This window comes from Nocardia terrae, assembly GCF_009760405.1.
GTDB classification, from domain to species: domain Bacteria; phylum Actinomycetota; class Actinomycetes; order Mycobacteriales; family Mycobacteriaceae; genus Nocardia; species Nocardia terrae.
Genome location: NZ_WRPP01000009.1, coordinates 40,334 through 54,863 on the forward strand (window position 1 = coordinate 40,334; position 14,530 = coordinate 54,863).

Genomic DNA, 14,530 nt, shown 5'->3' on the forward strand with positions numbered 1-14,530 from the left:
TTCATCGACACCAGCGAGGAAATCCCATGACTAATAGCGCCACACCGAACCCCGCATCCCCGCCGGTTCCCGCACCGTCCACGGTATGGGCCACGGCGCAGCAGGCCCCCGCCGCCCAACGCAAAGGCCGCTACCACCCCGACAGCACCGCCCACCCGGCCAAAATGCTCCCCGCCATCGCCGCCCACGCCATCACCCACTACACCCACCCGGGCGATCTCGTCTTCGACCCCATGTGCGGCATCGGCACCACCCTCGTCGAAGCCCTCCACCTCGGCCGCCGCGCCCTCGGCAACGAATACGAAAAGCGATGGGCCGAGATCGCCCGCGCCAACATCGAACTCGCTCGCAGCGCCGGATGCGACCAGGCCGCCACCGTCTACACCGGCGACGCCCGCAAACTCGCCACAACTCTGCCCACCGAGTACCTCGGCACCATCGATCTGATCATCACCTCACCGCCCTACGGCGCCGCCACCCACGGCCAAGTGAAAGTCATACCCGGACAAGGCGTCCACAAGACCGACTACCGCTACGGCTCCGCACTCGACCGCGGCAACCTCGCCAACGTCGGACTCGGACGACTGCTGTCCGGCTTCACCCGCATCCTCACCGCCTGCGCCACCTACCTGCGCCCAGGCGGGCACATCGTCATAACCGCGCGCCCTTGGCGCGAACACACCGAGCTGGTCGACTTGCCCTCGCATCTACTCACGTGCGCGGCGCTGGCCGGACTCGAACCCGTCGAACGCTGTGTGGCACTGCTCGGAAGAATTGGCGAGGGCGATCTCATCGCCCACAGCAGCTTCTTCCAACGCGACCTCATCACAAAGAAGCGCGCCGCTGGTCTTCCCGTCCAGCTGATCGCCCACGAGGATGTGCTCGTTCTGAAAAAGGTTGCAGGACAGCGCAATACCGGGTCCTTTCCGTACGAGTGGGCTGCCTGAGGCAGTAGGCCGTTGCTCGGCGCGTCCTCCGCGTCGGGCAACGACGCGCCGCCTTATCAACCCACAACGGAACTGGACGCTTCGCGGGACCATCGCCCAGGGCGAGAGCGTTCTGTTCCCGGCTGACGCTTCGAGGTTGTGGCCATAGCGGGTACCAGCTGCATAGATTTCCCGGTCAACTCCGGGGAAAACGAATCGTGCGCCCCACACCGTCGGGTCGGCCGGCTTTGGCTTGTTCGGCCGCGAAGCGCGTTAGCCGGGTGAGGATCTCGGTGGGCATCGGAGTGGTTCGTCTCGTCTTGAGGTCGACGTGCAGGTCCAGCTGCTCGGACGCAGCCGCTCGCGTTCCGTCGTCGAGGTTGCGTACTTCGTGGAAGAAGTGCAGGCGCTTGGTATCCACGTCCAGGAGCCAGGAATCCACGGCCAGTCGTGCCCCGTTCCGAACTTCTCGTTCGTAGGTCATCGCGGTCTGCACGACGACCTTCCCGAACCCGGTCGCGCGGACGTATCCGTCGCCGAGACCCAGTGCGTCGGCGAAGGCGGCATGCGCACGGTAGACCACGATCCCGTAGTACTGGGCATTCATGTGGTCGTTGATATCGATCCACGTTGCATCGACGTCACATTCGAAGGTTCGCACGGCACCGCTCACGGCATCTGCCGGTCGTGACTGGAGCCTGTCAGTCATCAGCACCCCATGCGGGATACGTGGCCGCCTGGGACCGTGGATTCTCTCCCGATGTCGATTGCGAGACCAACCGGGTGGTCAGGGCATGGCTGGCCTGGGTCAAGGCGGGCACGAGAACGTACACGGTGACTGGAACAACGACGAGCGTGAGCGCGAGGGTGCGCAGCAGCAGTGGCAAATGCGACATTGCGGGTCCGATCAAGGCAAGGGTGATCGTGATGGTCGGGTAGACCGCCAGCCAGGTGATGAGTGCTCGGTGGTGTGCGGACAGGGCGGCGGGCTTGTGATTGGTGGTCATCGCGGTGTCCCGATCGTGCGACGCAACAGGTCGGCGGCGATGTGTTCGGGGATTTCCATATGCGGGCAGTGCCCAGCGTCGGCATGCTCGACGAGGTCGGCTTCGGGGTGTCGGTGTCGTAGTTCGTCAGCAATGGCTCGACCGGAGACCGGGTCAGCCATGCCCCACAGGTAGGACATCGGCACGTCGGTGCGGGTGAGCGCATCCTCCCACCGCGTGGCGTGTGCTATCCGTTCGGGTATGTAGCGCAACAGTTTTCGATGGATATCTCCGTCGGGATCGTTCTCCCGCAGCGCGCGATAGTGCAATCGCGCCACGTCTGGATCGAGCCGATGTTCGGGCGAGAAGACCTCGTTCCAGGCTCTGATGAACACACGTTCGGAGAATGCGCGCGCCAGCAGCGCACCTAGTACGGGAATGAGGAGGGCGCGTTGCGCGAGGCGTGGTCGGTACTTATCGGCGTAGAGGCCGGCATTGAGGAGGATGCAGCGGCTGATACTCACAGCGCATCGCGTGCGTCGGGCGAGCAGTTCAGTTGCGACGATCGCACCGTAGTCGTAGGCGACCAGGGTGACCTCCGTCAATCCCAATGCGGTGCAGAGGGTTTCAACCAAATCTGCCTGTTCGATGATGCTATAGCGATAGCGGGCTGGTTTCTCGCTGGCGCCGAAGCCGAGGAAATCGAAACTCACCACCATGTGATGCGGCGCGAGATACGGCTCGATATCGGCCCATTCGAACGAAGAGGATGGATATCCGTGTAACAACAGCAGCGGCGTCCCGGTCCCGACCGTCCGCACGAAGATTCGTCGAACTGTGCCACTGATCGTCACATCGATGACCTGGCCGCCAGATCGCCACCGTTGCAATGCGTCCATGTATGCCCCCTCGGGTGAGTATGAATCCAGGGACCGGCGCACCGTCGGCGACGCTCGGTCCACGTGTGTCTGTCAGCCGCGGTATGACGCGGTCCAGGAGTCGTTGGCCGCGAACTGGGCTTGCCATGCCTGCCATGCCGCCTCCGAGAGGTAGTGCCTGCTTCGGTCGAACAGTCGATACAGCGCGAAGCCATGTGCGGCGGCGAGTTCCGCATTGAGGATCACGACGTCGAGTTCATTGGCAGCGGTGATCTCCATGAACGCCCGCAGCGTGCTGTCGGCGGGCTCGAACCCGTGCCCGCTGAATCGGTCGGTGAAAACAATTGGTGCGGTTGCGAGTTGCGGTATACCGCCTGCCGGTCGCAGCTGCAATAGAAGTAGACGAGGGCTTCGGCGCGGTCACCGATGAGCGCGGCCACGGTTGGCCGCTGAGACAGGTCGACCAAGGGCTGGTTGAAGCCGTCGGTGCCGTACATGGCGTGGCAGAGACCTGCGAGCCGGAGTTCCTCATCGGCACCCCACACGGCGAGCAGGTCGGCCACCCGCTCAAGATGAGCCAATAGGGTGCCGCCGGGAGGTCCGATCCCGTCGGCTCCATGCTCGCGCAGGAAGCGTCGGATCCGTGAGTCGGGTGAGGTCGGTTTCGGTTGATGCATGGATGAGTTCCTTTTCGGAATGCAGGTCGGCACCCGCCCCGGGCTCCGCGTGTGGTCCGGACCGGGAACGCGGGGACGGGTTGCCGCCGTTGGGCCCGTGATGATCATCCGTGCTGCTCCACAGGGTGGTCAATTCTCGGAATATCTTGGAAATCCCCAAGCTTCGGCTTGGACCTGACCGCAACTACGGTGGTCATGGTGCGCATGACCTTCGATGACTTGCGAGTGTTCATGGCGGTTTGCCAGGCGGGGAATCTCAGTGCCGTCGCCCGCGAATTGTCGTGCACCCAGCCCGCTGTCAGCCAGCACGTGAAACGGTTGGAGCAAGCCACCGGTGTCCGTCTGCTCGAACGACGTCGCGACGGTGTGGTGCCCACGCCGGAAGGCTTGGTGCTGTACGCGGCGGCCAGCGACGGGATCGCCGGCCTGGACTTGGCGTTGCGTCGACTCGGCGAATTCGCCCGCGGCGAAGCCGGTTCCGTGCGCCTGCACACCGGCGCGACGACCATCCGCCACTTCATGTCCGAGGCGATCACCGAATTCCGCCAGCGGTTTCCCCGCGCCGCACTCGAATTCCGCACGACCACCTCCAGCCGCCAGAGTTTCGACGCCCTCATCGATGGAATGGTCGATCTCGCCTGGGTGACCATCGGCGGCACCGTGTCGGGCATCGAGTTCCGCCCGGTCGTGGAACTACCATGGGTGCTGGCAACCCATGACGATGATCCACTGGCTCACCGCCCCGCCATCAGCCCCACCGACCTCACCGATATCCGGCACATCCGCCTCCCTCAACATTCCGCCTCGCGCCGTCACCTCGAAACCGCACTGACCCGGCTGGGAATCCATCTGACCTCGGAAACCGGTGTCACAGACTGGAATACCGCGGTGCTTCTCGCCGAGCTCGGCGCCGGACACGCCATCGTCCCAGCGCTGTCCTACAACTCGGCCACCACCACCGAGCCCAGAATCCGCTACCTGCCGCTACCGTTCGTCCCACCCCTGACTGTCGGGTGGGCAGTCCGGCGCTGGGACAGCCTCACCCCGCTGGCCCGCGCGTTCGCCGACCTCGTCGAGCAACAATGCCGCACACGACATTCAACCGTTCCACGTCCGCCGTCCGAACCAGGGACGTAACTCCACGGTGCCAGGCGTTGGTGGCCCGCAGCCTGGAGCGCCGACGTCATAGTCTTCGAAAGGGATTCGCGCAGGAAGACCAAGCCCAGGGCTAATGGCAAGCTCGGGCCGCAAGGGCGCTCCGGCCACCTAAGGGGAAGCGATGCTGCGCAAGACGGTCTACGCCTTGGAGCCTTCGGCGCACCGAGGCACCGCGTATGGACGCCGCCGACAAGACCGATCAGACATGTGCGGATTGACCTTTCACCGAGCGTGCTCGACATTCTGCGAAGGCAGCGCGGCCCGCGGCCTACCTCCGTTATGCCGTCGCCCGGCAGCCACCACGGCCCGGGAGGAGACGGTGCTGAAGCCCTCGCGTTCAAGCCGGGCCAAGATTCGGTGCACCGGCACCGAATCTTCCGGCAACTTCGAGGATTCCGGGCTGAGCGCCGTGTAGCACATCAGCGCCCACGCCATGCACCCGCCGACACCGACCCCCGTCAGGAATATCACGAGCGTAACCATCACAAGCCTCCTCTTGCGCGTGGATCTACCTCTGAAAGCAGGGAAGACCGACCCTGTTTGGGGCCGGTCCGGGCGGACTGCGCTGCCGGGTCGTCCCAGAGCCACGAGCAAGGAAGTTTCGGCATCCTCGGCTCGACTCGGTCGTCAACGGTTACGGTCACCGCCAGGCCGGTAGTGGACAGTGCGATCGCGACTTCCGCGATTTGCTCCTGACCCCCTTGGAAATCCGCGATCAGCGGCCCGAACTCCAGGTGTAGATGCAGCATCAGGTTGGGAGTCATCGGTTGCCACCGCCCAAACCGGGCAGAAACGCTGTGGAGACACCGGGTGCGGAGTGGCGCGGCCATCGCCCTAGCGGGTCAAGAGTCCATACGTCGACGTAGCCTCGGACAACGTCCATCCAGCCAGCCACATGCAGGACCGAGGGCACCACCAGCGCGGTGATCCCCGACAGCTCGAAGCTCGCGAACAGAGGGGCGAAGCCGGCATCGGAGTTGGTGGTGAGGGTGCCACGCAATTCGAAACCAAGACGCGCGGCGAGCTCGCAAATGCGCTCGGTCTCAACGGACACGAGCTGATCGGACTTGTCCGTGCGAAGCACCGCGTAGGCACACGGTCGGCGCTCGCTTGCGGCACCGGTCATCACGCACCCCCGACCTGCGCGTGGGAGGTCAGCATCGGCGCGCTGCGGGTATCGATGGGGCGGAATTCGAACATCACGTTGCCGACGACCTCGCACGGCGTGAGCCCCAAGGTTCTGGCCAGGCCCTCCAATACGCCGACGGCTTCGGCCAGCTGTATTGCCGCCACCGCCTGTTCTGTGGTGATGGTGCGACCAGGCATCCACGACACCACCCACCCGCCTTGGCCGACCGATCGTGCTGAATGGTTCGTTTGGTCGCTGGTTATCAGCGCCCCGGCTACATGTACGGCCATCACCACAGCTCCCCTTCGGCAATGTTTTCGCAGATCGGAATGCAAATAGTGACACAGATCATACGATGTCATTTTAGTAAAATAAACAGTCCAATATTGATTCGTGATCGTGCGCACGTTTGTAGTAGGGTGTGGCGAGAAGTTCACCCTTGAGGAAGGGAGTGCTCGTGGCCGCGACATCGTCGGTCGTAGCGGATTGGGAGTTGCGCCTTCGCATTCGCGAGCAGGTTGAACGACATGGCTTGAAGGGCGGGGCAATCGCCAAGGCCCTCGGAATCACGCCGCAGTACTGGTCGAGCGTGACCGTCGGCAAGTTCCTGTTCCCTCGCGAACTGCTCGAGAAGACCCTCGACCTGCTGGAGTTCGACGAAGACGACCGGCGCGAACTACTGGCCTTGCGAGAGCTGGCGAAGGAGCGCGCGCCCTTCGCCGCGTACAGCGCGCTGTTCGGCGAACCGCTGATGCGGCTGTATGGGCTTGAGGCGGGAGCTCACGCTGTCAGAACGTTCGAAACCAATGTGGTGCCTGGTCTTCTGCAGACCGAGGACTACGCACGGGCCCTCATGCGGTCGACGGCAGCAACCAGGCCCACCGAAGCCGAGCAGCGAGTGCGCGCCCGAATGGATCGTCAGCGTCGCCTCGATCCGCCGGACGCGATGCAGTTGTCCGTGGTCATCGGTCAGGCCGTATTGATGTGCCAGGTCGGCGGCCCGCAGGTGCACCAGCAACAGCTGCTGCACCTGCGGAACTTCGCCGCGGATCATTCCAACACCATTGACCTGCGGGTGATCCCGTTCGAGGCCGGCGACTCGCTCGCCGGACTGAACGCGGCAACGTTCCATCTCCTGGACTTCCAGAGCGCGCGGCTACCAACCGTAGGCTGGTTGGAGACGGCAATCTATGGGGAACTCACCGAAGATCCACGCAAAGTGGACGCACTGGAGTACCTCTACGAGCAAGCCAGGGCAATAGCCCTGAGCGGAGACGACTCCCTGCAGTTCATCGATCGCATCGCAAGTCAGATAGGGCAAACGTGAGCACCGAATTCTTCAAATCCACCCACAGCGGAGCGAACCAAAGCTGCGTCGAGGTCTCTCATCGCGCGGATGTCGTCCTGATCCGGGACAGTAAGTACGTTGGGCCATCCGAGATTCGGCCTATAGTGATGATCCCGTCCGCGCGCTGGACCCAGTTCCTGGACCTCGCCATTGGAGGCAATTCCGGCGAGCTTGGCGATCTGGCTGTGCAGGTGCATAAGGACGGCGGCGCATCGATCACGAGCCCCGGTCAGACCTTGGAGTACACCGCAGATGAATGGGATGCCTTCCTGAAGGGTGTTGTCGACCGGCAGTTCGACAGATCGGAATAGGTTCAAGGCGTCGGGTCGCCGAATGCTGAAATGCCCTGGGCCACTGTCGAAGAGCCTTCAGGCGACGTCACGATGAGACCGGGATGGCCCAGGGCTGTTGACCTTCGGCTAGATCACTATGGCTGCTGCCGACTGCGCGGGAACCGGCTGATTAGAGCTCATTGGCGTGGACGATAGTCAGACGGTGTCGCGTAGCGATACCCGGATTCGACCAGAGGTGTTCTGTTCGGCTAGTAGCGGGGTCGTAGTCCGTCGAGGATGATACCCGCGATGTGTGTCGCGCGGCCTGGGTCGGTTTGCGTGTTGGCGTGGTGGATCGCGGTGAACGCGCCCGCGACGAGTGCCATGACCTCCTCGACGGTGATGTCATCACGGACAAGGCCAGCGGTACGCGCTCGGTTGAGCAGGTCGGAGACATGACCGGTTAGCGCCGTGGCGACCTCGGGTGCCACGATACGTAGGTCGAACTCCGCAGCGGCGAGCGCGCTTTTGACAGCGCTGTTCTCGGCACCGTTGGCCATCATTCGTGCCAGCAGCGTGAATACCGCGGCGGGGTCGTCGCCATCGGCCAGTGCCGCGGCCTCTGCCACCAGCGTTTCGAGCTGATCGATCGAGACCGCAAGGTAAAGCGCCTCTTTGGTGGGAAAGTGCCGATGAACAGTCCCCGGGCCGACACCGGCCTGTCGTGCGATCTCGTCGAGCGGAACACTGAGCCCTTCCCTGGCGAACAGCTGCTGTGCGGCATGCAGGACGGCCTGGCGGTTGCGGCGTGCGTCAGCGCGCAACCCGCGGGGGATGCTGTGCGGATTCGTAGAATCGATCGGAATGTGCTGGGGCTGTTGCTTGTTCATCGCACGTCTAGCTTAACCGGGGCGACGCCCCGTATGCTGACTTCTATAACCGGGGCGCCGCACCGTTTACGGCGAGTCGGTACCAGGATTCCCTCGCAGAGGACCTCTCATGACCATGCTCGATCCCGGAGCCGTTGTGCGGCGGTTGCAGGAGTGCTTCAACACGCGGCAGTTCGACCAGGCCGACGACCTGCACACCCCCGACTTTTTCAGTCACACGCTCGGCACCACAGGATTCGAGGCCGGCAAGAACGCCTGGCGCAGTCTTGTCAGCCAGTTCCCCCACATCCAGGTCGTCGCCGAAGATGTTCTGGTCGACCATGACCGGGTTGCAGTTCGCTCGACGGTTGAAGGCATCCCGGTCCCGGACAGCGCACCGCGTCCGATGCTGATCGAGATCTTCCGTATCGACAACGGCCGAATCGCCGAGAACTGGGCGGTCGGTACGGGACTGCCCTACAGTGCAGAAACCCTGTAGGAAGGTTCCTGCGCGAACAGCGTCGTATCTGCCAATGCGGAGATCCCCCTCAGCACAGCGATCCCCGGGTGACTACGACGTGCTACTCAACCGTTCGCCGCCATCTGGTATTCGCTTTTACCGGTCGGACGTTCCTGGATGGCACCGAGGCGATTGAGGTTGAGGTGTCTGTCAATGTCGTCTTGGCGATCTACGATCAGCGCGCCAAATTCTGCGAGTGCTGCATGAGATAGCTCAGGTCCCTTTGCGGATGCGTGCCGTAATCTGGCGGCCGGTGTGGCGATGAACGTGCCCGTCGATCGTGGGTATGCCCAACGCATCAGCCAGAGTGGTGGCGTATAGATCGATAGCGGACTCCACGAGGTCGGTGAGGTCGGCGATAGCAGAGCGTGCCCGGTACCAAGCGGCGACAAAGGTACCGATTCCTACAGCGACAGCGGGCCACCAACCCGTCCACGCACCCACAACTGTATAAAGGACCGCCCATCCACCGAGGGTGGTCGTTTGATCGAATGCGGCACGGGCAGTGGTGATGTCGGTACGGATCGCGTCAGGAAGAAGCGGCCAGAGTCGGGGCCAAGTACTCGCCAAATCGAGTCCGTATTGGTTCTCGACACGGGTCCCGGTTGCAGCAACCCGATCGCCGATCCAGGTGGGTCGCTGTGGCGGTGCGAGGCAGATGCGGTTGCGTCGCACCGCCGGATCGTTTGGAAGGACCTGGTTCCACCGATACAGCAACCGCATCACTGAGGCGGGTGCTGTCGGTGACGCAGTCGTGCCCAACGCGGCTTGTTCGGCGGCGATCCAGCGTTGCCTGCGCCACCACGTGAGTGGCTTGCCCAACCATGTAAGACGGTGCGAAAGCCATATGTGAGAAATCGCCCAGCCGGTACCGTTCGCAGCGAATCCAGCCGCAGCGGCGGCCAGGAGGACCGCAGCCACCGCTAGAGCGACCGTGACATTGCCTCGTCCGGCGACAGTCTGCGTTCGGTCGCTCAGTAACGATGTCAGGGCCGTGAGGTCGTTCCACCTCCGATTGCGGAGCAGGTATCCGCATGCCGCAGTGGCAAGCAGCAGAAGCCCCGGCAAGACCAGCAACGTCATCCACTTCTCGGCCAGCTTCTTCGCCAGCTCACCTATGAACGTCGACATGGCGCCACTCCCTAGATCAGCCGCATGTTGCGTGGACTGGAACGGGACCGATGACATTCGGGAATCGGTCCACTGGGTTCACGCTGAGATCGCCTGCCGCACACCGGATCGTAGGGGCACTCGAAGCTCTCCCGAAGCGGCCGTGAGGAACCCAGACCAGGCAAGCTGGTCCGTTCGTCCAGATCAGGACCGTCGAGGTCTCGCAGCAATGACGACAGCCGATGCGTGATATCGACTCCAGCCGAGGCGTCGGCGACCAGATCTTCCACCTCATTGGCTCGTGCCTGCTTCGCTGCGGCCTGCCGCAATTCGGGTAGAAGTTCACACAGTTGGGCCAAACCCGTCGGCGTCATCTCGGTACCACCAGCTCCATCTTGTGATCATCTGAACAAGGGTGCAATAAGTATCCGATCATGCGCCGTGAGTCGGCAGGGAAGAGGTCGATGTTGAACGGGTTCGGTGAAGCCTCGAATCCTCATGTGGCAGAACTGCTTCAGAAGGCCCTTGACGCTCACGATGTCCGGTACGCGGATGAGGCCATCGCGTTACTCGTCGAGGCGATACGAACCAGCACAGTCGATGAACCCCGTGGCGCGAAGGAGCTGCTCGACCTCACTACTGCGTTCTTGGCGCGGTTCACCTTGGAGGAGGATTCGGCTGCGCTCGATGATGCGGTTCAGATCGCCCGTCTGGCCGTACAGGCTGTGCCCGACGGACACCCCATGCAGGTCGAGTGCTTGGACAGTCTGGGAGACACGTTGTGGATCAGGTTGATTCATGCCGGCGATGCGGCTGACCTGGACGAAGCGCGACTTGTGTACCGGCAAGCTGTCGACAGAACGGACTCGGGGGACCCGAGTCTGGCGACGCGCCTGAACTACCTGCGAACTGCGCTGTGGCGAAGGTTCGGTGTGGTTGGAGATTCTGCGGACCTCGACGAGGCAATCAGGATCGGCCGCCGACTGGTCGATACCACTGGTCCGGGCGACGTCAATCGGCCAAAGCACCTCAATGACCTGGGTGAGATGCTGCGCGTTCGGCACGACCTGCTCGGGGACGTTGTGGATCTCGACGAAGCCGTAGAAACCGCGCAGCAAGCAGTCGATTCCACTGCACATGACCACCCTGAATGGACGCCCAGTCTGAATCTGTTGGCGACCGTGGCGCGGAGCCGATTCAACCTTTCGGGCAACCTGGATGACCTTGATACGGCGATCGTATCCGGGCGGCTCTTGATCGACGCGGTACCTGAAGGTGCCCGCCACCGCCTCATTTTTGTTCTTCACCTGGCAGACGCACTGACGAATCGGTTCGAACTACGCGGCAACATCGATGATCTCAACGAGGCGATTCGGATCGGGTCTCAAAAGGGCACCGCTGCTGTCGATGATCCGGTCCCCGCGAGGATCCTGAGCAACCTTCGGCTTGCGTTGCTGCACCGCTTCGGACGCAGCGGCGAGCTTGCGGACCTCGACGAGGCTGTTCGTCTCGGGCGCGAGGCCCTCGTTGCTACGCCTGCGGGTCACCCGGATCTGGCACGACACCTGTGCAACCTCGGTACGACATTGCGCCTTCGTTTCACGCGAGTAGGCGATCAAGCTGATATCGACGAAGCCGTGGACGTCCTGCGCAAATCGGTAGAGATCGCGCCGCCCGCTTCGGCCGACTCGGCGGGATTCGTCAGCGAACTCGGAACCGCACTTTGGAATCGAGCGAGTCGAGTCGGCAGCAGGCAAGATCTCGACGAGGCAGTAATGCTCTCGACCCACGCCGTGGACATCACACCGAACGATGACCCTGCCTGGATCATAGTTATGTCTGGGCTTGGCGCTGCGCTGCACTACCGGTTTCTGGCCGTCGGAGACCTGCGGGATCTGGACGAATCGATACAGGTCGCGAACCGGGTCTTAGAGGCCACCACACCACACCACCTCGACTGGCCGATGCATCTGCACAATCTGGGAACCGCGTACCGGGAACGCTACCGTGTCGTAGGTGACATCGGAGACTTGGAAGAAGCAATTCTGCTTTCGAGGCAAGCAGTAGAGAGTGCCCCGATCCATGACTACGACCAGGCGTTGTATCTGAATAGTCTGGCTATCGCACTCCTTAGCCGCTTCGACCGGCTCGATAATGCATTAGACCTAGCGGAGGCCGTGCGGATCGGCCGCCAGGCGGTGTCCGCAGCTCCAATGGATCACCCTGATCGGGCACGATACCTCCACAACTTCGCCGCCGCGCTGCGTACGCAATTTCGCGTAACAGAGGATCGGTCATACCTAGAAGAAATGTTGGATGTCGCACGGGAAGCGGTCGAATCCTCCAACGATGGGAATCCGGCGCGAGCCTTGTATCTGGACTTCATGGGATACGCGTTGCGGATACGATTCGAGTATCTCGGCGAACTCGACGATCTCGATGCGGCCGTGCTCGCCGGACAGCATGCTCTCGAGATACTGCCGCCCCAACACCCCGATCGCGGAGTGATTCTGAACAACCTCGGCATGAATTTGCGCCGCCGTTTCGAGCTGTTAGGCAATTCGCGCGATCTGTACAACGCCAGGCTGATGTATCGCGAAGGAGCTGGAATTCGTTCAGCACCACTGCAAGTCGTGCTCTACAACGCGGCAGGGTGGGGCGCAACGGAGAAACTCTGCGGAGACTACAGAGCCTCAACCAACGCCTACCGTCAGGCCGTGGAGCTGCTGCCTCAGATCGCTGGTCCGGCGCTGGCGCGCCCGGATCGTGAACACCTGTTGAACCAATCCAAGGACTTGGCGTCGCGAGCAGCGGAAGCCGCAGCGGAAGCAGGTGACCCAGTGGCGGCGCTGAGCTTGTTGGAACAGGGGCGGGGCGTATTGCTCACACAAGCACTGGAAGCGCGCACCGACATATCAGAACTGCAGGAACGACACCCCGATCTCGCTAACCGCTATACACAGGTTCGCGATGCGCTACTTCGGGACAACGCTTCCTTCATCGACCCACCAGCGGAGTTCGCGAGCCGAACGCAAGACATGAGCCGTGAACGGCGGCGGCTTGATTCCGAGCGCAACACACTTCTGGCCGAAATTCGACGGTTACCCGGATTCTCGACCTTTCAGCTTCCGCCCGACGTGGAGGAACTTGGTCTACTCGCCGCAGAGGGGCCGGTCGTGGCAATTATCGTGGGCGCCGAAAGCGGAAAAGCGCTGATATGCACATCGGGGAGTGATTCATGCGGCAACCTGAAAGGCGAGGTAGAACTAGTCGATCTGCCCGCCGCGAACCAGATCGCTGTTCTGGAACAGGTAACAATGTTCAGGGCTGCGACCCTTCCTCGTGCCTGGGGACGTGATCATGCACTACGTGCTGTGCTCGGATGGCTTTGGGAGAACATCACTGGCCCCGTCCTGCACCACCTGGGATACACGCAAGGGCCGAAAAACGAACTCACAGAGACTCTTCCGCGCCTGTGGTGGATGCCAACGGGGCCGCTGGTACTGTTGCCGTTGCATGCAGCATGCCAGTTCCCGAGCAGCCGAGAAGCTGCACTTGGAACTCGACCTCATGGTGCGATGGATTTCGTAATCTCCTCATACACCCCTACTTTGCGGGCGCTGCAACATGCCAGGGCTCGGCGTAATCCCAATGCCGGAGGAGAGCGATCGCTCGTGGTTGGGATCGACAAAGCATTGGAGCGCGATTGGGCAGGAGTCCCGATCTTGGACTCAGCGGTTGCCGAGGCTGAAAAGGTGCACGAACTTCTTGCCGCCGCAGACTCGATTCTGACCAACGCCAACGCAACTCGTTCCAATGTATTAGACGCGCTTCAGCGGGCGAGCATCGCTCATTTCGCGTGTCACGCCATCTGTGACCGTGCCCCGTCCTCCAGTCGCCTAGTGCTTTACGACGAGGACCTCTCGGTGGCCGATATCGTGAAGCTTCATCTTGAGCAGGCACATCTGGCCTTTCTGTCCGCGTGCAGGACTGCTGATGCGGGCGAAAGCCTGTTGGACGAGACAATCCATATCGCAGGGGCATTTCACCTTGCAGGCTTCACACATGTCGTCGGAACTCTGTGGCCGATCAGTGACGCCGTCGCCAACACCATCACCACAGCGATCTACAACAACCTTGGTGGCAGCCCGGCGCGGGCCGCCTATGCGGTCCACAAAGCACTGCGGACTCTATACATGCAGCATCCCACCAATCCGCGTCACTGGGCGGCGTACATTCACATCGGGCCATGACGTGGGCGGCTGAAGCGCTCAATGCCGATCGGCCTTGGGTGCGCGATCGGCCGACAATCGGCATAGATAGTGCGTCCCGCCGGGCAGCGGGATCGACTCGGCGCTGCCCGGAAGGCTGCGAACCGCTGGTACCGTGCGGCGCAGTTCAGCATGGCAGGGTCGGGCCCTATGGCGACAACATCGACGCCCAACGCGAGTAGCGTGCCAGCGAGCTTGCTCGTCCCTGCGCGAGGTCCAGCACTCGCGGGCCAGGCGCCGATTCCAGCGCCCAGCGAGCCGCGGCCGGTGCGCAATTCGGTCGGTGCTCGGCGTAGGTCGCTGCCGCTGCGCCGAGAGACGAGGAATGACGTTGCTGCACATACCGTTCCAAATGTTCACCGTGGTTGCGCGGTGATAGGCAGACG

General features: G+C 62.5%; 15 protein-coding genes. 6 read left to right on the top strand and 9 right to left on the bottom strand.

The annotated features are described in order from the left end of the window. Positions 1–26: 26 nt before the first annotated feature. Positions 27–947 (top strand): TRM11 family SAM-dependent methyltransferase, encoded by a 921-nt coding sequence (locus GPX89_RS34585; protein WP_157391961.1) that lies wholly within the window; start codon positions 27–29, stop codon positions 945–947. 175 nt (positions 948–1,122) lie between these two features. Here the strand turns inward: GPX89_RS34585 and GPX89_RS34590 are convergent, their stop codons facing one another. The 5 genes from GPX89_RS34590 to GPX89_RS34605 form a co-directional block, all read right to left on the bottom strand. Continuing rightward, complete coding sequence (locus GPX89_RS34590; RefSeq protein WP_235948834.1) at positions 1,123–1,635, bottom strand: thioesterase family protein; 513 nt, start codon at positions 1,633–1,635, stop codon at positions 1,123–1,125. Continuing rightward, positions 1,628–1,933, bottom strand: a complete 306-nt coding sequence (locus GPX89_RS34595) for a hypothetical protein (RefSeq protein WP_198347733.1) — start codon at positions 1,931–1,933, stop codon at positions 1,628–1,630. The genes GPX89_RS34590 and GPX89_RS34595 overlap by 8 nt, the downstream gene beginning before the upstream one ends. Then, complete coding sequence (locus GPX89_RS34600; protein WP_157391963.1) at positions 1,930–2,811, bottom strand: alpha/beta fold hydrolase; 882 nt, start codon at positions 2,809–2,811, stop codon at positions 1,930–1,932. Before GPX89_RS34600 ends, GPX89_RS34595 begins: the two co-directional genes overlap by 4 nt. 72 nt (positions 2,812–2,883) lie before the next feature. Continuing rightward, positions 2,884–3,069, bottom strand: coding sequence for a hypothetical protein (locus GPX89_RS44040; RefSeq protein WP_198347734.1), 186 nt, complete (start codon positions 3,067–3,069; stop codon positions 2,884–2,886). Beyond that, entirely contained in the window at positions 3,033–3,467 is a 435-nt protein-coding gene (locus tag GPX89_RS34605) for a DUF6817 domain-containing protein (RefSeq protein WP_198347735.1), read from the bottom strand. Before GPX89_RS34605 ends, GPX89_RS44040 begins: the two co-directional genes overlap by 37 nt. 204 nt (positions 3,468–3,671) lie before the next feature. Between GPX89_RS34605 and GPX89_RS34610 the strand changes: the two genes are divergently transcribed. Then, a complete protein-coding gene (locus GPX89_RS34610; RefSeq protein ID WP_157391964.1) occupies positions 3,672–4,604 on the top strand; it encodes a LysR family transcriptional regulator in 933 nt (310 codons plus the stop codon). A 781-nt stretch (positions 4,605–5,385) separates the two neighbouring features. On the opposite strand, the gene GPX89_RS34615 is transcribed toward GPX89_RS34610, so the two are convergent. Continuing rightward, the gene (locus GPX89_RS34615) at positions 5,386–5,679 is read right to left on the bottom strand and encodes a hypothetical protein (protein WP_157391965.1); all 294 of its coding nucleotides are present in this window, start codon (positions 5,677–5,679) and stop codon (positions 5,386–5,388) included. A 71-nt stretch (positions 5,680–5,750) separates the two neighbouring features. Then, on the bottom strand, positions 5,751–5,951 hold the full coding sequence (locus tag GPX89_RS34620) for a hypothetical protein (protein ID WP_157391966.1): 201 nt from the start codon (positions 5,949–5,951) through the stop codon (positions 5,751–5,753). 260 nt (positions 5,952–6,211) lie between these two features. Here GPX89_RS34620 and GPX89_RS46065 point away from each other — a divergent pair, with 260 nt between their 5' ends. Continuing rightward, entirely contained in the window at positions 6,212–7,081 is an 870-nt protein-coding gene (locus GPX89_RS46065; RefSeq protein WP_157391967.1) for a helix-turn-helix domain-containing protein, read from the top strand. Beyond that, complete coding sequence (locus GPX89_RS34630; RefSeq protein WP_157391968.1) at positions 7,078–7,413, top strand: DUF397 domain-containing protein; 336 nt, start codon at positions 7,078–7,080, stop codon at positions 7,411–7,413. Before GPX89_RS46065 ends, GPX89_RS34630 begins: the two co-directional genes overlap by 4 nt. 230 nt (positions 7,414–7,643) lie before the next feature. On the opposite strand, the gene GPX89_RS34635 is transcribed toward GPX89_RS34630, so the two are convergent. Then, complete coding sequence (locus GPX89_RS34635; protein WP_157391969.1) at positions 7,644–8,264, bottom strand: TetR/AcrR family transcriptional regulator; 621 nt, start codon at positions 8,262–8,264, stop codon at positions 7,644–7,646. Between the two features lie 109 nt (positions 8,265–8,373). Between GPX89_RS34635 and GPX89_RS34640 the strand changes: the two genes are divergently transcribed. After that, positions 8,374–8,742, top strand: a complete 369-nt coding sequence (locus GPX89_RS34640; RefSeq protein WP_157391970.1) for an ester cyclase — start codon at positions 8,374–8,376, stop codon at positions 8,740–8,742. 234 nt (positions 8,743–8,976) lie between these two features. Here GPX89_RS34640 and GPX89_RS34645 read toward each other — a convergent pair whose 3' ends face one another. Then, positions 8,977–9,894, bottom strand: a complete 918-nt coding sequence (locus GPX89_RS34645; RefSeq protein WP_157391971.1) for a hypothetical protein — start codon at positions 9,892–9,894, stop codon at positions 8,977–8,979. Positions 9,895–10,373: 479 nt separating this feature from the next. Between GPX89_RS34645 and GPX89_RS34650 the strand changes: the two genes are divergently transcribed. Beyond that, entirely contained in the window at positions 10,374–14,126 is a 3,753-nt protein-coding gene (locus GPX89_RS34650; RefSeq protein WP_198347736.1) for a CHAT domain-containing tetratricopeptide repeat protein, read from the top strand. Positions 14,127–14,530: the final 404 nt, after the last annotated feature.